Source organism: Flavobacterium melibiosi, from assembly GCF_048158545.1.
GTDB classification, from domain to species: domain Bacteria; phylum Bacteroidota; class Bacteroidia; order Flavobacteriales; family Flavobacteriaceae; genus Flavobacterium; species Flavobacterium melibiosi.
The window spans coordinates 72927-93711 of the sequence record NZ_JBLNKU010000009.1 but is presented as its reverse complement, the minus strand read 5'-3'; the positions used below and the strand labels follow the sequence as shown (position 1 = coordinate 93711).

The 20785-nt window shown below is 34.0% G+C and carries 24 protein-coding genes and 1 riboswitch; of the genes, 15 read left to right on the top strand and 9 right to left on the bottom strand.

What is annotated here, in order from left to right; translation table 11 throughout:
* Window positions 1-179: 179 nt before the first annotated feature.
* Window positions 180-545 carry a hypothetical protein gene (locus ACM55F_RS12240; RefSeq protein ID WP_416854081.1) on the bottom strand — a complete coding sequence of 122 codons (366 nt, stop codon included), beginning with the start codon at window positions 543-545 and terminating at the stop codon, window positions 180-182.
* Window positions 546-716: 171 nt separating this feature from the next.
* On the opposite strand from ACM55F_RS12240, the gene ACM55F_RS12235 reads away from it, so the two are divergent.
* The 3 genes from ACM55F_RS12235 (at window position 717) to ACM55F_RS12225 (ending at window position 3499) form a co-directional block, all read left to right on the top strand.
* On the top strand, window positions 717-1292 hold the full coding sequence (locus ACM55F_RS12235) for a pseudouridine synthase (RefSeq protein WP_416854080.1): 576 nt from the start codon (window positions 717-719) through the stop codon (window positions 1290-1292).
* A gap of 26 nt (window positions 1293-1318) precedes the next feature.
* Window positions 1319-1774 (top strand): tRNA (cytidine(34)-2'-O)-methyltransferase, encoded by a 456-nt coding sequence (locus tag ACM55F_RS12230; protein ID WP_416854079.1) that lies wholly within the window; start codon window positions 1319-1321, stop codon window positions 1772-1774.
* Between the two features lie 114 nt (window positions 1775-1888).
* Window positions 1889-3499 (top strand): class I SAM-dependent methyltransferase, encoded by a 1611-nt coding sequence (locus ACM55F_RS12225; RefSeq protein WP_416854078.1) that lies wholly within the window; start codon window positions 1889-1891, stop codon window positions 3497-3499.
* Between the two features lie 68 nt (window positions 3500-3567).
* Here ACM55F_RS12225 and ACM55F_RS12220 read toward each other — a convergent pair whose 3' ends face one another.
* From ACM55F_RS12220 to ACM55F_RS12200, 5 genes are all read right to left on the bottom strand, one after another.
* The gene (locus ACM55F_RS12220; RefSeq protein ID WP_416854077.1) at window positions 3568-4479 is read right to left on the bottom strand and encodes a hypothetical protein; all 912 of its coding nucleotides are present in this window, start codon (window positions 4477-4479) and stop codon (window positions 3568-3570) included.
* Window positions 4480-4761: 282 nt separating this feature from the next.
* A complete protein-coding gene (locus tag ACM55F_RS12215) occupies window positions 4762-5544 on the bottom strand; it encodes an ABC transporter ATP-binding protein (protein ID WP_416854076.1) in 783 nt (260 codons plus the stop codon).
* Complete coding sequence (locus tag ACM55F_RS12210) at window positions 5544-6575, bottom strand: iron chelate uptake ABC transporter family permease subunit (RefSeq protein WP_416854075.1); 1032 nt, start codon at window positions 6573-6575, stop codon at window positions 5544-5546. The genes ACM55F_RS12215 and ACM55F_RS12210 overlap by 1 nt, the downstream gene beginning before the upstream one ends.
* A gap of 117 nt (window positions 6576-6692) precedes the next feature.
* A complete protein-coding gene (locus tag ACM55F_RS12205; RefSeq protein ID WP_416854074.1) occupies window positions 6693-7835 on the bottom strand; it encodes an ABC transporter substrate-binding protein in 1143 nt (380 codons plus the stop codon).
* A 90-nt stretch (window positions 7836-7925) separates the two neighbouring features.
* Window positions 7926-8186, bottom strand: a complete 261-nt coding sequence (locus ACM55F_RS12200) for a hypothetical protein (protein WP_416854158.1) — start codon at window positions 8184-8186, stop codon at window positions 7926-7928.
* On the opposite strand from ACM55F_RS12200, the gene ACM55F_RS12195 reads away from it, so the two are divergent.
* From ACM55F_RS12195 to ACM55F_RS12160, 8 genes are all read left to right on the top strand, one after another.
* Window positions 8104-8298, top strand: a complete 195-nt coding sequence (locus tag ACM55F_RS12195) for a DUF5522 domain-containing protein (RefSeq protein ID WP_416854156.1) — start codon at window positions 8104-8106, stop codon at window positions 8296-8298. The two genes, ACM55F_RS12200 and ACM55F_RS12195, sit on opposite strands and share 83 nt — an antisense overlap.
* Before the next feature lie 24 nt (window positions 8299-8322).
* On the top strand, window positions 8323-8688 hold the full coding sequence (locus ACM55F_RS12190) for a four helix bundle protein (RefSeq protein WP_416850273.1): 366 nt from the start codon (window positions 8323-8325) through the stop codon (window positions 8686-8688).
* Window positions 8689-8747: 59 nt separating this feature from the next.
* Window positions 8748-9263 carry a bifunctional adenosylcobinamide kinase/adenosylcobinamide-phosphate guanylyltransferase gene (gene cobU / locus ACM55F_RS12185; protein WP_416854073.1) on the top strand — a complete coding sequence of 172 codons (516 nt, stop codon included), beginning with the start codon at window positions 8748-8750 and terminating at the stop codon, window positions 9261-9263.
* Window positions 9260-9904, top strand: a complete 645-nt coding sequence (locus ACM55F_RS12180) for a Dph6-related ATP pyrophosphatase (protein ID WP_416854072.1) — start codon at window positions 9260-9262, stop codon at window positions 9902-9904. The genes cobU and ACM55F_RS12180 overlap by 4 nt, the downstream gene beginning before the upstream one ends.
* Window positions 9905-10027: 123 nt before the next feature.
* A complete protein-coding gene (gene cobT, locus ACM55F_RS12175) occupies window positions 10028-11710 on the top strand; it encodes a nicotinate-nucleotide--dimethylbenzimidazole phosphoribosyltransferase (protein WP_416854071.1) in 1683 nt (560 codons plus the stop codon).
* A 53-nt stretch (window positions 11711-11763) separates the two neighbouring features.
* A complete protein-coding gene (locus ACM55F_RS12170) occupies window positions 11764-12567 on the top strand; it encodes an adenosylcobinamide-GDP ribazoletransferase (RefSeq protein ID WP_416854070.1) in 804 nt (267 codons plus the stop codon).
* Complete coding sequence (cobC, locus tag ACM55F_RS12165; RefSeq protein WP_416854069.1) at window positions 12552-13088, top strand: alpha-ribazole phosphatase; 537 nt, start codon at window positions 12552-12554, stop codon at window positions 13086-13088. Before ACM55F_RS12170 ends, cobC begins: the two co-directional genes overlap by 16 nt.
* A 40-nt stretch (window positions 13089-13128) precedes the next feature.
* A riboswitch (cobalamin riboswitch) is annotated at window positions 13129-13452 on the top strand.
* 78 nt (window positions 13453-13530) lie between these two features.
* On the top strand, window positions 13531-15441 hold the full coding sequence (locus ACM55F_RS12160; RefSeq protein WP_416854068.1) for a TonB-dependent receptor plug domain-containing protein: 1911 nt from the start codon (window positions 13531-13533) through the stop codon (window positions 15439-15441).
* Between the two features lie 67 nt (window positions 15442-15508).
* Here the strand turns inward: ACM55F_RS12160 and ACM55F_RS12155 are convergent, their stop codons facing one another.
* Window positions 15509-16117 carry an N-acetylmuramoyl-L-alanine amidase family protein gene (locus ACM55F_RS12155; RefSeq protein WP_416854067.1) on the bottom strand — a complete coding sequence of 203 codons (609 nt, stop codon included), beginning with the start codon at window positions 16115-16117 and terminating at the stop codon, window positions 15509-15511.
* A 74-nt stretch (window positions 16118-16191) separates the two neighbouring features.
* Window positions 16192-17634, bottom strand: coding sequence for a S41 family peptidase (locus tag ACM55F_RS12150; protein WP_416854066.1), 1443 nt, complete (start codon window positions 17632-17634; stop codon window positions 16192-16194).
* A gap of 125 nt (window positions 17635-17759) precedes the next feature.
* Here ACM55F_RS12150 and ACM55F_RS12145 point away from each other — a divergent pair, with 125 nt between their 5' ends.
* The 4 genes from ACM55F_RS12145 to ACM55F_RS12130 are packed head-to-tail and all read left to right on the top strand — an operon-like array spanning window position 17760 to window position 19781.
* A complete protein-coding gene (locus ACM55F_RS12145) occupies window positions 17760-18269 on the top strand; it encodes an RNA polymerase sigma factor (RefSeq protein WP_416854065.1) in 510 nt (169 codons plus the stop codon).
* Window positions 18256-18705 (top strand): hypothetical protein, encoded by a 450-nt coding sequence (locus ACM55F_RS12140; protein ID WP_416854064.1) that lies wholly within the window; start codon window positions 18256-18258, stop codon window positions 18703-18705. The genes ACM55F_RS12145 and ACM55F_RS12140 overlap by 14 nt, the downstream gene beginning before the upstream one ends.
* A gap of 13 nt (window positions 18706-18718) precedes the next feature.
* Window positions 18719-19246, top strand: a complete 528-nt coding sequence (locus tag ACM55F_RS12135; RefSeq protein ID WP_416854063.1) for a DUF4252 domain-containing protein — start codon at window positions 18719-18721, stop codon at window positions 19244-19246.
* A 1-nt stretch (window position 19247) separates the two neighbouring features.
* Window positions 19248-19781: a DUF4252 domain-containing protein gene (locus ACM55F_RS12130; RefSeq protein WP_416854061.1), complete on the top strand. Its 534-nt coding sequence runs from the start codon at window positions 19248-19250 to the stop codon at window positions 19779-19781.
* A gap of 492 nt (window positions 19782-20273) precedes the next feature.
* Here the strand turns inward: ACM55F_RS12130 and ACM55F_RS12125 are convergent, their stop codons facing one another.
* Window positions 20274-20777, bottom strand: a complete 504-nt coding sequence (locus ACM55F_RS12125; protein ID WP_416854060.1) for a cupin domain-containing protein — start codon at window positions 20775-20777, stop codon at window positions 20274-20276.
* Window positions 20778-20785: the final 8 nt, after the last annotated feature.

Below are 20785 nucleotides of genomic sequence, written 5' to 3'. Positions count from 1 at the left end.
CAGTTTTAAAAGTTGAAAAAATAAGGTCCGCTTAACAGTTTTTTTATGGTATGGCTTTTCTTTTTTTTGGAACTTTACTAATTGGGATTGGGAAAATAAGTAGTAGCAATTTAGAATAGAAAATAAAAAAGGCCAATAGGAATTAGATTCGTATTGGCCTTTCTAAACAAAATCAATTGTTATTCATCCAGTTTAATATTCCCTCTGTCTTCCTTATTATCAGGATGCTCATTAGGATATCGGTTTGGAATGATGTCCGAGTTATGATCTTTATTTTCTACCATTTTTTTAGCTTGTTCTTCAGAAACATTTGCGGTATCAGAACTTAAATTTTTAGGAGTGCTATCCTCATTTTGTTCTAAAGTTCCATCAATATTACGTGCTCTTTGAACAATTTTTTGATTTCCATGTGCATCAGTTTCTACTTCTGATTTCAAATGTGATACTTCAGGATTCGTATTTTGGGCTAGATTCTGACCACTAAATCCTTCGTTTATATTTTGTTTATTATTTGTTTTTTTTGAACCCAAATCATTGCTTTCCATACTCTTTAATTTTAAAGTTAATACTCTTAACTTCTATAATATTACGCCTTTTATAGTAAGAAATTCAATCATTTAACATAGCTTTTGGTTTACACCAATAAATGTATGGCGACACTATTTTAAATCCAGCGAAAACAAAACTATCTTTGCACACACAACTAATACACTAAAATGTCTCATTCTCATTTCATCATTCATAAGCCTTACGGGTATCTGAGTCAGTTTATTTACGAATTAAAAAGAAAAAAGAAACTGCTGGGCGAATTGCATGATTTTCCCAAAGGAACGATGGCAATAGGGCGTCTTGACGAAGATTCCGAAGGATTATTGCTGTTGACCACGGATGGGATGATGAGCGAAATCATTCGAAGTAAAAAAGTGGACAAGGAATATTATGTCCAAGTCGATGGGATTATTCATCAAGATGCCATTGAGCAATTGCAAAAAGGGGTCGAAATAGGTTTCAATGGGACTAAATACATCACTAAACGGTGCAAAGCATTCTTGATAAACGAAATTCCTGCTTTTGGCACAAGAGGAAAAAAGATACGTGATGAACGTCATGGTCCTACTTCTTGGGCTTCGATAACGGTGAATGAAGGGAAGTTTCGCCAAGTCCGGAAAATGACTGCCGCTGTTGGTTTTCCAACGTTACGATTGGTTCGTGTTCGAATAGGAAACGTACATCTGAATAATTTACAGGCTGGAGAAGTTTTGGAAGTTGAAGAGTTTCAAATAACCGAATAAACAAATAACCGATTAACCAAAAAGAAATGTTAAACATCGTTTTAGTAGAACCTGAAATCCCAAATAATACCGGAAATATTGGCCGATTGTGCGTGGGTACCGAAAGCCGTTTACACTTAATTCATCCTTTTGGATTTGTCATTAATGATAAAAACCTAAAACGTTCCGGGTTGGATTATTGGGTGCATCTTGATGTTACTGAATATCAAAATGTAGCCGAATGGAAAGCACAAATTCCTGATTTGTCCCGAGTTTTCCTGATGAGTTCCCATGCCGAAAAATCGTATTTAGAAAATGATTTTCAGGATGGTGACTGGTTGGTTTTTGGGAAAGAAAGTAAGGGTTTGAGCGAAGCTGTTTTAAACGAGTTCCCCAACCATTTGACAATACCTATGTCACCGCTTATTAGAAGTTTTAATATCGCAAATTCTGTTGCGTTTGTCATTGGCGAAGCAAAGAGACAAATTGCTAATAAACGGTAAGTTATAAATTTATAATTGTAAAAAGCAAGGTGGTTTTGTGGTTGAAATTTCATATATTTGAGTAAATCATTCTGGATTGAATTGTGTTTTTTTCTCCTTTAAAACGTACTTTTTATGATTGATAAAATTACTCTTAGAAGCACCATTTTCAAACATTTGGATGGTTTGGTTACTGCACCTGTAGCGTATGTTTTGCATGAAAAAGGAGTGCTGTCCTATATTCTTGACAAAAAAGAAGTCACACTCACGGAACTCACGGAACACTTTAAAGCCAATGAAGGCTATCTCAATGTGGGTTTGCGTGTTTTGTGTTCGCAAGGATTCCTGAATTATCATATCAATACCGCCACTGACCAAATTAAATTTAGCATAAACGATAAAAGTGCGATTGCTTTTCCAATGTTCTATTTGTATGAGGATGTGCTTGATTTACTGCATTTCACGATGCAATTTCGCACGCGATTATTAGATGATATTCCATTCGCTCGATTGGGTTTAATTTTCGATTTGTACGCAACTAATTATGGGATTTCTTTTTCGAATGATACGCTGACCAATGAAATTCAACATCAGATTCTAACGCATATTGAAGGTTGTTTGGTTGGACCAATATTAGTAAGACTGGGTATGAGCGGTATGTTCCATAAATATTTTATGGAAATTTCCTTCCGTCCTGAAGAATTTCATAAATCTCCCGAAAATTTCAAAATAATACTGGATTTCTTTGTTGATTTAGGTTGGTTTACCCAAAAAAAAGGCAATTATCAGTTTACGGAAAAGGGGTTGTTTTTTGCCAAAAGGGCTTCTGCTTATGGAGTGACAGTTTCCTATTTACCTACTTTTAGTAAGATAGAAGAGTTGCTTTTTGGTAACCCAAATATACTCAGAATTATAGCTGAAGGGGAAGATGAAATTCACGTGGACCGAGAAATGAATGTTTGGGGAAGCGGAGGTGCGCACGATACTTATTTTAAAGTAGTAGATGAGATTATCATCAAGTTATTCAATTTACCAATTGAAGATCAGCCGAAAGGAATTCTCGATATGGGTTGTGGCAATGGAGCATTTATAGAGCACATTTATACTGTAATCGAAAGACAGACCTTACGCGGAAAAATGCTGGATGATTATCCTTTATTCCTTGTTGGTGCCGATTATAATCAGGCAGCCTTGAAAGTAACCCGAGCCAATTTAATCAAAGCCGATATTTGGGCCAAAGTAATTTGGGGTGATATTGGGCAACCGGATTTATTAGCCAATGACTTATTGGAAAATTATAACATTGATTTGAAAGATTTATTGAATGTAAGAACCTTTTTGGATCATAACCGAATTTGGGAAATGCCAAAACACGTTACTAAAGACAGAGTAAGTCATTCAACAGGAGCATTTACGCATAGAGGAGAGCGAATCAGTAATAGTCTTGTCGAAGATAATCTATTGGAACATTTGAATAAATGGTCGCCTTACGTTCGGAAATTTGGATTGTTGATGATTGAATTGCATACTATTGCTCCAAATTTAACCGCTGCTAATTTGGGGAAAACCGCTGCTACGGCTTATGATGCCACGCATGGTTTTTCAGATCAGTACATAGTCGAAATTCCCGTTTTGCACAAAATAGCTGCTGAAGCGGGACTGTATCCGGATACTAATTTCTTCAGGAGATTTCCTGATTCTCCTATTGCAACAGTGAGTATAAATTTATTGAAAGGAAATGGTTAGTACGATTTTGTACTGAATAATTAAAAAGAAATAAAATGAGGAAGTTTATTCAACTTCCTCATTTATAATTAATTTGGTGTAGCTACTCTGTGGACAAAATCGCTTAAAGTTATTTTAGTATTTCCAGTCTTAGCATCACGATAGATATTATATTTCTTTGGATAATTCCCCGCTTTTTTAAATAATTCTGGTTGTGAATAAGCAGCGCTAAAATCTGGATTTGCTGATAAGTATTCCAATGTAACCATTGGCTCTACAAAAACAATTTTTCCATTATAGGTGCCATAAACCATAACTTTGCTGAAAGGTAAATAGTTAAATGGTATTGGTAGCCAATGTTTTCCCATTTGTCCATATACGGCACCCTGACCAGGTGGAGTAACATAACCCAAAGGCATATAACCACCAGTAGTAATAGTAATTGGGGGATTAGTAGTAGTCATTGTAGTGGGTGGATAGATGTTAAATGCGGCATCAGCAGGACACGAACACCAATCAGGAATCGCTAAGCGCTCTTCATTAGAAATTGTATAGAAATGAAAATCGAAATGTGGAGAATTGAATTCAGTATTTGTAGGTCCTCCACCATGGCCGTGGTTTTGCCAATTAAGTCCTATGTGTTTAAAAGGGGTTAATTGCTTTGCTTTAATATGCAATGGAAGAACAATAGTTGGGCCCTCTATACCTGGCGTATCATCAGGAAGTCCAGTTAATGCTCCGGGAGTCATTTCGATACCAATTTCATACGGCAATCCTGTATCTTTTCTCACACTAATCCAGGAGCGTGCACTATCATTGCCAATCGCAACTTTAGGTCCTTTAAATACATTAAGTTTGTCAGCACTCCATTTCGCAGTAAGTGATGAGGATACATTCTGTTCTAAATCAGTATAAATGATTTCGTCCTGACTACAAGAAAAAAGGAAAAATAATGACCCCAAAACGATAATTTTTTTTGGCAATGTAAACAAATTTTCCATAATTAAAATTTTAAAAGATTGTTTTTAATGCTGTAGATAAGTTAAGCTTTGGGGGAAAATAAAACGAAGAACAAAAATACAATAAACATCATAACTACTTGGTATTCAGTATATTTTTATTTTAAAATTAATTAAACGCTCTGTGTTAATTGGTTCGTGAATGATCCTCCAACTATTGTAAAATTTATAGATAGGAAAAAGGATAGTTTTTAGAAAACAGATTTTATAAAGTAGAATTTTGTTATAAAAACCTTGTATTTCAGTAGGGAAATTACGGAGAAACTAAACAATCATGAATTTTCCTTTTTCAGCGTCAAAAACAATATGTTCGTCTTTGAATAAGGTATTAAAACTTCCTTTTGAAATAAAATTACAAGGCTCGTCTTGAAGCACTGTTTCTGGAGTCATAATAATCATTTCATCACTCAATTGTATCGCCATGTCAATATCATGAGTAGAAAATAAAATGCATTTTCCGGTTTCATGAGTAAGCTTTTTCAAAAGTTTGAATAAAGCCACCTTATGTAATAAATCCAAATGGGTAGTAGGCTCATCCAAAATTATTAATGGAGTATCCTGTGCCAAAGCTCGTGCAATTAATACTTTTTGCAATTGCCCATCACTAATCTCATAATGTTTTTTTGTGGCTAAATGACTGATTTGCGTCAACGCCATCGCTTCATTAACTTTAACAATATCAATATCAGATAAAGTTCCCATCCAATTGGTGTAGGGCTGTCTTCCTAAAGCAATGAGTTCAAAAACGGTTAAATTACTGGGAGGTAATTTTTCGGTTAAAACGATACTTAGGTTTTGCGCTAAGTCCAAAGGTTCGTAATCAGTAATTTTCTTTTCATTCAAGAAAACAGCACCGGAAAGCGGTTTCTGGATTCCTGTTATCGTTTTTAAAAGTGTTGATTTTCCAATGCCATTAGCACCAATTAAAGCAATCAGTTTTCCTTTTTTTAAGGAAATAGAAATATCCGAAGCCACTACGATTTTTTCTTTTTTATAAGAATAACCAATGCTAATTTGAGAAGCTTGTAAGATGATTTTGTTTTCCATTAGGCAATCATTTTTCGTTTACTAACCAATAACCAGATGACCACAGGAGCACCAATTATCGAAGTCACAGCATTGATTGGCAAAGTGATTTCTAATCCTGGCAATTCTGAAATTACATCACAAATAAGCATAATCGAAGCTCCTAAAAGTAACGTACTCCAATACAAAACAGAATGGTTACTGGTTTGAAACACTAATTTTGCTATGTGAGGAACCGCTAGTCCTACAAAGGCAATTGGACCTGCATACGCCGTGATGCTTCCTGCTAAAATGCTTGTTGCAAAAATAATAATTAATCGTGTTTTTTTGAAATTCAAACCTAAACTGCGAGCGTAATTTTCACCCAATAATAAGGCGTTTAGCGGTTTGATACTAAACAGACTTAATAACAAACCAATCGCCACACAAATTGTTAGAATTAATATAGAAGACCAAGACAAGTTACCTAAATTTCCCATGGACCAAAACGTGAATTTCTGTAATTGTTCAGCCGAACTAAAATACGTAAGAACACCTACTATTGCACTGGTAAAACTACCAAACATTAATCCCACAATTAAGATGGCCATTGTATCGCGTAGCCTTTGGGAAACCATCAAAACGGCGAGTAATACAACTGAACTTCCAATAGTTGAGGCTAAAACCACTCCATAAGAGGATAATAAAATTGTACTTAAAAAAGGGGGGAGTAAGCTCGCTCCTAATATTACAAAAGCGACACCTAAACTGGCACCGGAACTCAGTCCTAAAACATAAGGTCCTGCCAATGGATTCCGAAACAAAGTTTGCATCAGCAAACCACTTATTGATAATCCCATTCCAACAAGAATTGCAGTAATGGCTTTTGGTAAACGATAATTGATGATGATATATTCCCAAGTGGATTTACTCGCTTGACCACCAGTTAAACTAGTATAAATTTCTTTAAAAGGAATTGTAATGGAACCAAAACTAATGTTTACAAAAAACAATAGAACAAGCCCCAAAGTAAGCAAGAAAAATAGAATCGTATTTCGTTTTTGATTGTTCAATTGTGGTTCGTTTATAGATGTATTATGATACTATATTTAATTTTTAAAATGAATTAAAATCCAGTTTTGGCTCCCTCTCCTTTGGAGAGTCCCGACGCTTCGGGAGGGGGTGAGGATTTAATTTAATTTTTGTGCAAAAGTAAAAGTATAATTTGGAAGCAGTTCAGGATGGAAGATTTTAATGTAATCTTTCAAGACTAAATCCGGTCGGCTTGGTGCTAATTCATAATAAATGGTTCCTCCTGTTGCACCTAATTTACTTTCAAAAGTATACACATTTTTAGATTTTGAAGCATCAAACTGACTGTAATGTGGATTACTGTTTTCGAATTCAGTAATGCTTTTAAAAGAACCTGTTGCAATCCAATATTGCGCCGTTTTTGCTTTCTCTAATATTTTTTCAAAAGGCAAACTAAGACTTCCTGTTCCTTCAACATTTGCCCACAAATAATTTGCTTTGGCATCTTTCATGAATTGGGCTACCCAGCTATTTCCTCTTGCTACATACCATTGTTCTTGATACATAGATCCGTACAAAACGGTTGCTGTTGATTTTTTGGTTGCAACCAATTGTATCGCGTCATTGTAATTTTTAACAATTTCATCAAAAAGCGTTTTGGCTTCTTTTTCTTTTCCAAATAAAGCACCGTAAAGCTTAATCCATTCTGCTTTACCCAATGGAGTTTGCTCCATCCAATCGGCTTGTATGAGTACATTAAGACCGCTTTTTTGTAAATTATCAATCATCGGATTGTTGTTGTCAACTCCAAAAGTAACGATTAAATTAGGTGCCAAATCAATGAGTTGCTCCATGTTTAATTTTTCGTTTTGTCCTATGTTTTTAACAGCGCCACCATCAATTAGTTTTCTGGTTTTTTCAGAAGAAACATAATCGGTATGAGGGAAACCCACCAGTGATTTTTCAACTCCCAGCATTTCCAAAAAAGGAATATTGGTAGTTGAGGTAACGACGATTGATTCCAAAGGAACTGAAATTGTGGTGTATTTTTGCAGGCTATCAGGAATGCTGCCGTTTTTTTCTTTCAATATATAAGTGAAGTTTTTATTGGCTTCAGGCCAAGGATTTGAAACCGTCACTACTGAATATCCTTCGTATTTATTAATAGAAAGTCCCGAGGCATATTCGATTGCATTTTTTGAATCAGTACTTTCTTTTACGGCTAGGTTTTCGCTTTTTTTACATCCAACGAAAGTTGAAAAAGAGAGAACAAAAAGGATTAATTTAAAGGTGAATTTCATGATTTAATTTTTCGATAACGACAAAGGTATACCAAATTTATAAAATTTCTTGTTTATTTTTAGCAGTAAAAAATTGAACAAATACTATCTTTACGAAATGAATAGCATTAAAGTCAAAAACTGTTCTACTTGCGGAACTCCTTTTAATTGTGGGGACACACCTGAAGGAAGTAAATGCTGGTGCAACAATTTTCCACCCATTTTTACTCCGTCAGAAGTGGTGGATTGCTTGTGTTCCAGTTGTTTTACAACTGTCTGCTCCACTAAAATTGACGAATATGTTGCAACACTATCTTCTGAAACTGCAACGGATAATAAAGCCAAAGATTTACCCAAAACGACGAATCTCATAGAAGGAATTGACTATTATTTAGAAAATGGGAACTATGTTTTTAAAGCTTGGTTTCATCTAAAAAGAGGTAATTGTTGTACTAATGGATGTCGACATTGTCCGTATAAATAATTATAAATTATAAAATTATAAATGATGAAAGATAATATTGTTAAAACCAAGAGTTTTGATTTTGCTGTACGAATAGTTAGATTATATCAATATCTATGTTGTGATAAAAAAGAGTTTGTGCTTTCAAAACAACTATTAAGATCTGGGACAAGTATTGGTGCTATGATTCGCGAAGCAGAACATGCAGAGAGCAAGCAAGATTTTATTCACAAGTTTGCGATTGCACAAAAAGAAGCTAATGAGGTAGTTTATTGGTTAGAATTATTAAAAGCTACGGATTATTTAAATGAAAAAGAATATGAAAATATAAATAACGATGCAATATCAATATTAAAACTTATAACAAGTATTATTAAAACGACTAAAGCAAAAGTTGATACCAAGAAATGAGTTATTCAATTAGCATAAAAGATGTTATTACAATTTACAATTAATAATTTACAATTAGAATGATATATTTAATAACAGGCGGCGAACGCTCCGGTAAAAGTAGTTATGCCGAAAATTTAGCAAAAGGATTGTCAGATAAACCGATGTATGTGGCAACCGCCAGAAAATGGGATGATGATTTCCAAAAGAGAATCGATCGCCATCAAAAAGATCGGGACGAACGATGGATTAATATCGAAAAAGAAAAATACTTGAGCGAAATTGATTTTTCGGAAAAAGTAGCTATCGTCGATTGCGTTACGCTTTGGTTAACGAACTTTTTTGTGGATACTAAAAATGATGTTTCCTTGTGTTTAGAACAAGCTAAAGCCGAATTTGATGCTATTGCCAATCAAGAAAATGCTACAATTATTATTGTAACCAATGAAATAGGAATGGGCGTTCATGCCGAAACACACATTGGTAGAAAATTCACAGAACTTCAAGGTTGGATGAATCAATATATAGCTAAAAATGCCGATATCGTTGTACTAATGGTTTCTGGAATTCCTGTAACGATAAAAGAAAAAAAATGAATTTTGTAACTTCTTGGAGTGGCGGAAAAGACAGTTGTTATGCAATGATGCAAGCAATTCAGCAAGGATTTATTCCAAAAGTGTTACTCAATATGATGAATGAAAACGGGAAAGTATCTCGTTCTCACGGATTGCCTTTGTCTATTTTGAATCAGCAAGCTCAAAAAATGGGATTGCCTATGGAAGCAATTCCTGCAACTTGGGGTGATTATGAAGCCAAGTTTATTGCTGTTTTGAAAATGCTAAAAGGCAAGTATGATTTGGAAGCAGCCGTTTTTGGTGACATTGATTTGCAACCGCACAAAGATTGGGAAGATAAAGTATGTGCCGCAGCATCACTAAAAGCAATTTTGCCTTTGTGGCAACAAGACCGGATTGTTTTGGTAAACCAAATGCTTGAAAACGGCATTGTGACAATGATTGTTTCTTGCAATACAATGATGGGTGAGAGCTATTTAGGTAAAATTTTGACCAAAGAATTAGCACAAGAATTACATGAAAAAGGAATAGATCCTTGTGGTGAAAATGGGGAGTTTCATACTTTGGTAATTAACTGTCCGTTATTTTCTGGAGCGATTGAATTGCCTGAATTCACTAGAATTACTTATGAGAATTATTGTTTCATCGTTTGGGAAGAATAACGTATCAATAATAAAAAAACAATGACAATATAAATGTCAAAAATCAATTTCAAAGCAATGTTTTTTAAATTGATTTTTGCCATTGCCATTGATTTTTGCCATTGAACTTTTAAATAAAAAAAGATGACTTATTTAGATGAAATTTTAAAATCCCGTCGCGACACACGTCATTTTACGGAGGATCAAGTACCGGATGCTGTTCTTGAAAAAGCACTGCAAGCAGGACATTGGGCGCCTTCTGTGGGTTTGACTGATGCCACAAAATACTATCTTATCAGGTCGGCTGAAATAAAGAAAGCCATTAAAGATTTGTTTTTAGATTATGATGAAAAAGCAGTTGCGCTAACGGATAACGAACAACAAAAACTAGCATACAAAGCCCTAAAGTTAGAAGCAATAGAAGAAGCACCACTGGGATTAGTGATTTGTTATGATCGTTCCGTTTTGAATAATTTTACGATTGGAACTGTCGGGAGTAATGAAGCAGTAAAGTTCAGTTCCGTTTGTGCGACACAAAATATTTGGCTATCCTTAACGGAGCAAGGCTATTCCATGGGGTGGGTTTCTATCTTGAATTTTTATCAGTTCAAGCAATTATTGGGTTTGCCTGAAAATATGGAGCCGTTGGGGTATTTTTGCGTGGGAAAACCGGCTACTGATTATGATAATCAACCCATGTTGCAACAACTGAATTGGAAACAAAAACAAGAAATTCCAATAGTTGAGGAAATTACTGTTTTGCATGAAAATAAGGTGGAGAAAGTATTTTTTGATGCTAAAAAGGAAATAGATGCTGCTGCTTTTGCAAATGCGTTACAACATAAAATCGATCAAAAAACCAAACCAACGGGTTCATTAGGAATTTTAGAAGCGCTTGCCAAACAAATAGGGATGATGTTTCAAACTTTAGAACCAAAAATTATAAAACCGAATCTAGTTGTTTTTGCCGCAGATCACGGAATTGCAAATCATGGAGTAAGTGCCTATTCGCAAGATGTAACCAGACAGATGGTGAGTAACTTTTTGATAGGTGGTGCAGCAATCAATGTGTTTTGTAAGCAAAATGAGATCCAATTAGCTATTGTGGATGCTGGGGTGAATTATGATTTTCCTATGAATACTGATTTGATTTCGGCTAAAATTGGGAAGGGAACGCACTCCTTTTTACAAGGACCTGCAATGAGTAAAACAGAAGTTGAATTGTGTTTTATAAAAGGAAGCGAAATTGTTGCCACTATTGCAAAAACAGGCAGTAATTGCATTGGTTTTGGTGAAATGGGTATTGGCAATACAGCTACAGCTTCGGTTTTGATGAGCATTATTTTAGAATTACCAATTCAAGATTGCGTAGGGAAAGGCACAGGTGTAAATGATGAACAGTTGATTCAAAAAATTAATATCCTTAAAAAATGTATTGATAATTACCATGGTTCAGATGATTTAGAGAGTAAATTAGCCTATTTCGGTGGATTTGAAATCATGCAAATGGTAGGTGGAATGCTTCAGGCAAAAGAAGCCAATATGGTGATTCTTGTTGATGGCTTTATCTGTAGTGTTGCTTTTTTAATTGCTTTTAAAAAGAATCCATCCATTACTAAAAATGCTATTTTTTGCCATTCTTCTGCCGAGCAAGGACATCAAAAAATATTAGATTACCTAGGAGTTCGTTCCCTGTTGCAACTCGATTTGCGATTGGGTGAAGGCACGGGTTGTGCCATTGCTTTTCCTATTATTGAATCGGCAGTGGCATTCTTGAACGATATGGCCAGTTTTGAATCCGCAGGAGTGAATAGCCGACAGCTTTAGCTGTTGGAATATAAATGTATAGATGAAGTGGCTTTAGCCAAAATAATATAAAAATGAAAAAAGAACTCCACATATTTTTTACCGCATTGATGTTCTACACCCGAATTCCGTGTCCCAAAAATATTGATCACAATCCCGACTATTTAAATAAAGCGTCACGCTATTTTCCGCTTATCGGTTGGATTGTAGGAGCAATTTGTTTTGGGATTTATTTTTTATCATCTATTCTCTTTTCTTCCGAAGTAGCCATAATTCTATCGATGATTGCCGGAATTTTAACTACTGGTGCTTTCCATGAAGATGGTTTTGCTGATGTTTGCGATGGTTTTGGTGGCGGTTGGACCAAAGAAAAAATCCTGATGATTATGAAAGACAGTGCCATTGGTGCTTATGGAGCAATAGGCTTAGTACTGTTGTTAATACTTAAATTTCAAGGGTTGACTCAATTAATTGATGTTTCGGATACTAAATTTATAATTTATAATTCACAATTTATAATTTTACTATTACTTGTTTCAGCGCATTCCATCAGTCGATTAGCAGCTATTTCAATTGTTTTTACCCATGAATATTCACGAGAAGATGCTTCAAGCAAAAGTAAACCTATCGCACAAAGTTATTCTTGGCGAGAAGTGACAGGAGCTTTCTTTTTTGGATTATTGCCATTAGTTATTTTGTCTTATTTTCAGTGGCAAATGCTGTTAGTTTTAATCCCTGTTTTTCTGACTCGATTTTTTTTAGCACGTTATTTTCAGAAATGGATTGATGGCTATACTGGAGATTGTTTAGGCGCAACCCAACAGGTTTGTGAAGTGGTTTTTTATATATCAGTTATTGCATTATGGAAGTTTATTTAGTACGTCACACGGAAACGGTTTGCGAAAAAGGAATTTGTTATGGACAATCCGATGTGAAAATAATGGAGCCTTATGATGCTGTTTTTCAGTCTGTTTTGAGTCAATTGCCTCAAGATGCAAGGCTATATTCCAGTCCTTTACTGCGCTGTGTGCTTTTGGCAAATTATATCAAAGACAATTCAGAAATTACTGCTGTAAATGAAGATTCTCGCTTGATGGAAATGAATTTTGGCGATTGGGAAATGAAAAATTGGGATGTAATTCCACCTGATGATTTTACACCTTGGATGACTGATTTTGTAAATGTTCGCATACCCAATGGTGAATCATTTACGGATTTGCATGATCGAGTAATTGATTTTATGCATAATGAACTTCAAACAACCAATTCAAAACCAGTAATTATTGTGGCACATGCAGGAGTGATACGAAGTTTTTTATGTAAAATTTCGGATTTACCTCTAAAAGATGCTTTTCAGAATAAAGTAGATTTTGGAGCTGTAATTAAAATTGAATTATAAAATTCGCAATTATTTAGGTTATTAACTTAATATAATTTTATCTTTGCCGCCGTATTGAGGTTGAGGTTTGTTTTTTCAAACCACATTAAAAGGGAATCAGGTGAAAGATTTCAAGTTTTAGATTTCAGATTTATATCGTAAATCAAGAATCCTAACTTAAATCAAGAATCCTGAGCTGTACCCGCAACTGTAAGCTATCAAGCTTGTTGTTATCTACAAAACCATTGTTCTAAAAATAAGGAATAATGATTTGGTAATTAGGATTTAATAAATCCTTAATGATTAAATCTAAAATCCTAAATTAAGAATGAGAAGGTAAACAACAAGACGCAAGCCAGGAGACCTGCCTATTACATCGAGTATCAAACTTTCGGGAAAAAAGGTTTGGGTATGGGTCATTCTATGCTTTTCTCCCCATTTATTAAATTTTTACATTTTTAAAATGAACAAAAAATTCATTCGCTTTAGTGCGATTGCATTGTTATTTGCAATGAACACTTACGCACAAGAGCAAGAGCCAAAACAGCTTGATGAGGTTGTTGTTTCCGATTCGAAATTTGCTTTGTCAAAAGAAAAATCAGGAAAAGTTATCGTCAAAATTACTGCTGAGGATTTGAAGAAAAAATCAGGGCAATCAGTAGCTTCAGTTTTAAGTACAGTAGCAGGTGTTGAAATCAATGGAAATCAGAGTCGTAATGGTAAGGATTTGGGACTTTACATTCGTGGTGGAAGAAATCATCAGGTTTTAATTTTGATTGATGGTGTTCCGGTGACTGATGCTTCCGGGATTAGCTTATCGTATGATTTGAGATTGCTTCCAGTGGAGCAAATTGAAAGTATTGAGATTATGAAAGGCGCTTCAAGTACTTTATACGGTTCTGGAGCAGCGACCGGTGTGATTAATATTACACTAAAAAAAGCAGGCAAAAAAGCTATTGCAGGAAATGCATATATGAATATTGGTACACAAACAGTTGCTAAAAAAGCAAATTATAGTGTGCAAGATTACAATCAGGGCTTTGCTGTAAACGGTGGTTTTGAAAAAGTAAATTATTTTGCTTCTTTGAATAGCACTGAAACTACAGGAATTTCTGAAGCAAAACCATTAAATTCAAATACTAAATTTGAAAAAGATGGCTTTTCAAGAGTAAATTCTGTAGTGAAAATTGGCTTTACGCCAACTAAAAAATTATCATTTGATTTCTTTGCTAATTATGATCGAATGAAAAACGATTTTGATGCAGGTTCATTTGCAGATGATCTTAAAAACTTCAGCCTTTCGGAGCAGTTTAGAGTTGGTTTTACTCCAAAATATAAATACAATAAAGGAGAATTGGTAATTAATACCAGTGCAAACGTAATCAACCGCGATATCTTTAGTTATGGTTCTTTATTTCAGGCAAAGTCTAGAAGTGTCAATGTTGATGCCTTTAATAAATATGAAATTTCATCTCAGTTATTTGTAGTAACAGGAGCACAATTTCAGTTTCACGAAATGTCAAACATGAGCCAGTATGATGCGATTACAAATGAAATGGCTAAATTCAATATGATTGATCCTTATGTAACTGCTGTTTATAATTCAGACTTTGGATTAAACTTAAATGCAGGAGCACGTTATAATATTCATAGTAAATACGGGAATAATTTAGTTTATAATGTTAATCCATCGTATAGCTTTTCAGAATCATTGAAAGTATTGGCTTCTTATAGTACTGCATTTGTCACTCCAAGTTTGTACCAATTATACTCTCCGTATGGTGATTTGAATTTATCTCCGGAGAAAGATGCGACTGCCGAAGTTGGTTTTGAAGCAAGTTTAGTTAATAAAAAAGTAGTTTTAAATGCAGTTGTTTTTCAAAGAGAAGAGGAAGATGCAATAGGATTTGATTTGATGACTTATAAATACTTCAATGTTAATGGTAAAAACAAAGCAAAAGGTCTTGAAACAATGATTTCTTATGCTTTTAATGATAAAGTAAAATTTAATGCCAATTATACGTATACAGAATTAGAAAGACAATCTCGTATTCTAAACCCAAAACACAAAGTAAATGCAGCTCTTGATGTGCAAGCAACAACACGTCTTGCTTTTAATGTTGCTTACCAATTTGTGTCAGATAGATATTTAGAATATACAATCTATCCAGCCCCAACGTATGATCCTGTATTGAAATCAGAAGTTTTGAAAGATTACCAATTGGTAAATGCTAATGTTCGTTACGAATTAATCAAAAATAGATTAAACGTTTTTACTGCGGTTGATAATATTCTGGATAAAGATTTTGTTGAGAGCAGAGGGTATAGCACTAGAGGAAGAAATTTTAAATTAGGTTTCAATTTCTTATTCTAAAAAATAAATATTTTAGTTTTAGTACTTAAAACCCGTTCCTTAATTTGGAACGGGTTTTTTGTTTTTATTATTTCATTTCCGAAATGAATTCTGAAATGGATTTAGCAATTTTGTTTTGTTCCTTGTCGTCAATCAAGTATTTTTTGTCATTTTCATTGGTTAAATAACCAAGTTCGACAATTACTGCCGGTACATCCGACCTTTTAAGAATGTAGAAAGGCCCATTTTTTATACCTGCTATTTTCAAATTTGTATCCTTTGAAAATTTGTCTTGCAGTTTTCCGGCAATTTCATTTGATTTTTCAAAAAACGCAGTTTCTTTGGCAACATAAAATTCTAAGCCGGATGTTTTATTATTTAAGCTTGAATTTACATGTAGCGATAAAACTAAATCAGGTTTGATTTTGTTGATAAAATCAGTTCTTTCTTCATAGGATAAAAAGGTGTCATTTGATCTTGTAAGATGAATCACAACATTGCTATTTAAAGACTTAATTTTGTTAGTGACCTGTTCTACGATTTGCTTTTCAGTAATGGAATTAGAGATAACTCCAAAATCATTTCCACCATGACTTGCGTCGATAACTATATTTATTTTTTTTGGCTCTAATGGTTTAGAACTTACAAATGAAAAAGAAACAATTATAATTAAGAATGCTTTAGTTGTATTTTTCATTTGATTTTAATTTAAAGTATTGACTATTAGGTATTAACTTAAGAAATGCTGTTTTATTATGTAGCTTTTTTTATTTATTTCAAAGCTTTCAAAAGGCCTTCAGGTGCTTTCTCAATGTACATTTGGTTTTGCAGCCCATTTATAGATTTTGCGTCTTTAAAATATTCAAAACCTTTCTCTGGATTTTGTTTTAACATTTTAGATGTACCGGTGATTTTTCCGATAGCGGTACTCAATAAAGGTTCTGAAGTGTCTCCAAGAACGCCATAAGTAGTCACGGTTTCTTTTAACAAGTAATCCGGTTGTAATCCATTAAAGTAATCACCAAAACCAACCGAATTTACTATTTTTAATACAATAGGCTGCATCGCATACCTGTGATTAGGGTTTCTGTTTGCTGTGCCAAAAGTAGGGGAATCATATAAGGTAACTGATCCAACATTTTTTCCGGTTGTCACATCACCAATTTGTACAACAGTAATGTGAGGTTTTAGTCCGTTTATAACCAATTCGCTTGCTGAAGCTGTACTTTTGGTCGTTAGAATATAGACTTTGGTCAAATTCAAACTGTTAATAGCTGTCGTTCCAATTTTATCAGTGAAGTTGTTTTTTAAAGATTCAGGGCTATTCGTTTCAAAATAGCTATTGATTTTGGCATTCCATTGTTGTTTTGCGAATATTTGTCCTGTAAATTGTCCCGTAATCATACTTGCCAATCGTGTTGCCGTAAGAACAGAACCACCACCGTTGTAACGTAAATCTAAAACCAAGTCAGTAATTCCTTGTGATTTCAAAGAAGCAAAAGCATCATTCAATTGCGTGTCATAATTAGCATAAAAGCCATTGTACATTAAATATCCTATTTTATGAGAACCGGAAGTTATTACTTTGTTGATTAAAATGGGATTTTCAGCTAAGACTGTTTTTGTCAATGCCACTGATTTTCCATTGGAAACAACTGTCGTTCCATTGTAGTCCGCCATATTTAATGTGTAACTATCAGCGGCTAATAGGGCTTGGTAATTACTTATGGTAAGTTGTGTCCCGTTTATGGCAGTAAAAAAATCGCCACGCTTGATGCTTTTGGTGGCGGCATCTGAATTGGCAATAACGTAACGGACATATCCAAATAATTCTGTAGTACTTCCTGGTTTATAACTTAAACCAAAATCGACACCATCATTTTTTGTGGTTCCTTGAAGCGCTCCTTCGAGTTCTAAATAATCATCAACAATCCAACTGAATCGATCTATGGTTTTGTCAACTCTCAAAGCATCAAATAAGTTTTCAGGAACTGGATATCCTTTCAAAAAAGCATTTAATTCTGTTTGATTAAATCGGTCATCAGCTAAGTTGGGTACATCAGCTTGCCATAAATAGTATTGATTTAATCCTTTCCAGATGAAATCCTGAATGTCTAAGTTTGTAGGTGTAACTACATCATCATTGTCTTGACAACTTTGGAAAGTGAAAACGGATAAAAGAAATAAAAGGGAAAGTAGGTATGCTTTTTTCATGTTTTGGGGTTCAATATCTTTTATAAACGTAAAAATACTAACTTTAGTTTTTATTTTATTGTTTTTTTGTAACAAAAAGAATCATGAATCGTCTTGATTGTATAACCGCTTAATAAATACTCTTTATGAACCAAAATGAGTTTGTGCAGCTGATAGCGCCATTCAAGGACAAAGTCTTTCGGCTGGCTAAGCGACTGCTCATAAGTACTGAAGAAGCGGAAGATGCCACTCAGGAAGTTTGGGTTAAGTTATGGAGTAAAAATAAAAATTTAGAAGGTTTTAATAGTATCGAAGCTTTTGCAATGACAATGACAAAAAATTATTGTTTGGATCAGTTGAAATCCAAAAGAGCGGGAAATGTCAAAATCGTTCACAATAATTTTACCGATAACCAACCTAGTTTGGATAAAAAAGTAGAAGACATTGATAGTTTGAACTGGGTTGAAAAAATAGTAAACCAGTTGCCGGAACAACAACGGTTATTAATACAAATGCGGGACATAGAACAATATGAATTTGCAGCAATCGCGGAAATAACAGATATGAATGAAACTGCCATTCGCGTAGCGCTTTCAAGAGCCAGAAAAACGATAAGAGAGAGCATGACAAAAACACACAGCTATGGAATTAAATAAAATAGAAATACTTTTAGAAAAATACTTTCAGGGAGAAACCAGTATTGCAGAAGAAAATGAATTACGTAATTATTTTTCTTCACCAGATGTTGCGCAGCATTTAGAACAATACAAGCCTATGTTTGGTTATTTTCCGCTCGCAAAGGAGCAAATGTTGAAGCAAGAAATTCCACTACAATCTAAGAAACGTTATGTAGCGTGGTTATCTATTGCGGCTTCGGTAGTCGTTTTGCTGGGAATTGGGACGTATGTGTTTTATAATTATGATAATGCAAATGAGAAACAGGATTTAGGAACGTATGATGATCCTGAAGTTGCTCTTAGAGAAACTCAAAAAGCATTAGCATTATTATCGAATCATGTAAACGTTGGCATAGAAAGTGTATATTACATTAAAGAATACCAAGATTCAAAAGAATTAATTTTTAAACAATAATAAATATAAAAAAATGAAGAAGTTTTTAATAACAGTAGTAGCAGTATTAGTTTCAAGTCCATTTTTCGCGCAAGCGGCCTTCGATAAATTCGATGGACAAGATGATGTTACCTCAATCATTGTCAATAAAAAAATGTTTGACTTGATGAGCAAAGTAAAAGTGGATGCTTCCGATAGAGAAACGCAGCAATACTTGAATTTAATAAAAAAATTAGACAACTTAAAAGTCTTTACTACAAAAAGTGCCAGAGTAGAAGGCGAAATGAAAGTTGCTGCTGATAAGTACATAAAAACGGCAGGTCTTGAAGAATTGATGCGTGTAAATGACAGCGGAAAAAACATCAAAATTTTAGTGAAATCAGGGGTCAAAGATTCTCAAATAAGAGAGTTGTTAATGTTTATTGAAGGTGCTAAAAATGACGATACGGTTTTAATGTCCTTAACTGGGGATTTTGACTTGAGTGAGATTTCTATCCTTACAGACAAAATGAGAATTCCTGGAGGTGACGATTTGAAGAAAGCAACAAAAGGTAAAAAGTAAAATGAAACCTATTTATAGTATTGCGCTATTCTTTAGCTTGTTTCTGTTCAGTTGCAATTCAGAACCAACATTGCAGAAATACTTTGTGGAAAATATAGAAAATAAAAATTTTGTAGTATTAGATGTCTCCCCGGAGATATTGAATGTGAATAAAACAAAATTGTCATTGGAACAAAAAACAGCTTTGCAATCTTTTGATAAGATGAATGTTTTGGCTTTCAAATTAAATGATAAAAACAAAGCCCAATTTGAAATTGAACGCGCTAAGGTTAATTTGATTTTAAAAGACAAAAAGTACCAGCAACTAATGAAGTTTAGTTCTGGAAAAGAAGGTGCTTCGGTAAGTTACGTAGGTTCCGATGAGCATATTGATGAGTTTGTGCTTTTCGCCAATAGAAAAGAAAATGGCTTTGCTGTTGTTCGAATTTTGGGCAACGATATGAATCCTACTAATATTGTGACTATGATGAGCGTTTTACAGCAATCTAATATTGATTTAGAGCAGTTGAAGCCTTTGCAGCAGTTAATGAAATAAACGTATTCTTAAACAATAAAAAAAGCGTTTTGATATTATGTCAAGACGCTTTTTTTATGATGTGTGATTTTCGATTAAATCTAGATGAGCCATTATTTACAAAACATTTTTTATGATTGTCAGCTGAATCGTTCTAGTTAAATTATTCGATTTTAGATACATAAATAAGGAATAGAAGTATGATAAAAAGTAAAAGCCAAATATCAGAAATCATTTCTGTTATTTGGCTTTTACTTTTTTTGTCTTTAAAATGTGACCCTGTCAGTTCAATTTTGAACCATTTTTTAGATGATTTGAAACTCTTAGCCGACTGAGAGAGTTCCTGAAAAATTCAAGAGTATTTTTTTATTATTATTGAATGCAGTTTAAATCAGGATTTGTTTAAGAAAAATAAGAACTATTTAAATTTTAAGTGTTTTTCTATATTATTACCACTAAAAGTTTTGGGCATGTGCTTTTGCAACTAGTTTTTTGGCTATATATTTTCTGTTTCTATTTATTTGCTTGAACCTGTGTATACTCTTCATCTGTTACAGCTTCTAACCAAACGGGCACACCGTTTTGGGTATTTGTTATTGCTACTTGAACAAAATAGGTCTCAACACTAGCACCGTGCCAATGTGGAATATTTGGTGGACATTTGATTACATCTCCTTTGCGAAGTATTTTTTTAGGTTGCCCTTTTTCTTGATAATATCCAACTCCATCGGTGGCCAACAATATTTGTCCGCCAGGATGAAGATGCCATTTTGTTCTTGCTCCAGGTTCAAAGGTCACATTTCCAACTGAGGTTGGATTCAGACTATCAGCAGCTATTAGCATTTGTAAATAAGCTGTACCTGTAAAATTAGCATTGGTGATTTTTTCTCCTTTGGGGAAAAGGATTGATTTTTGTGATTCTGTTTTTGTTGAAAGTGTTGATTTATTTTGTGCTGTACAAGAAAAGGCAAATACTCCAATAAGAAATATTCCTGCAATATTTTTAAGTTTCATCATTTTAAATT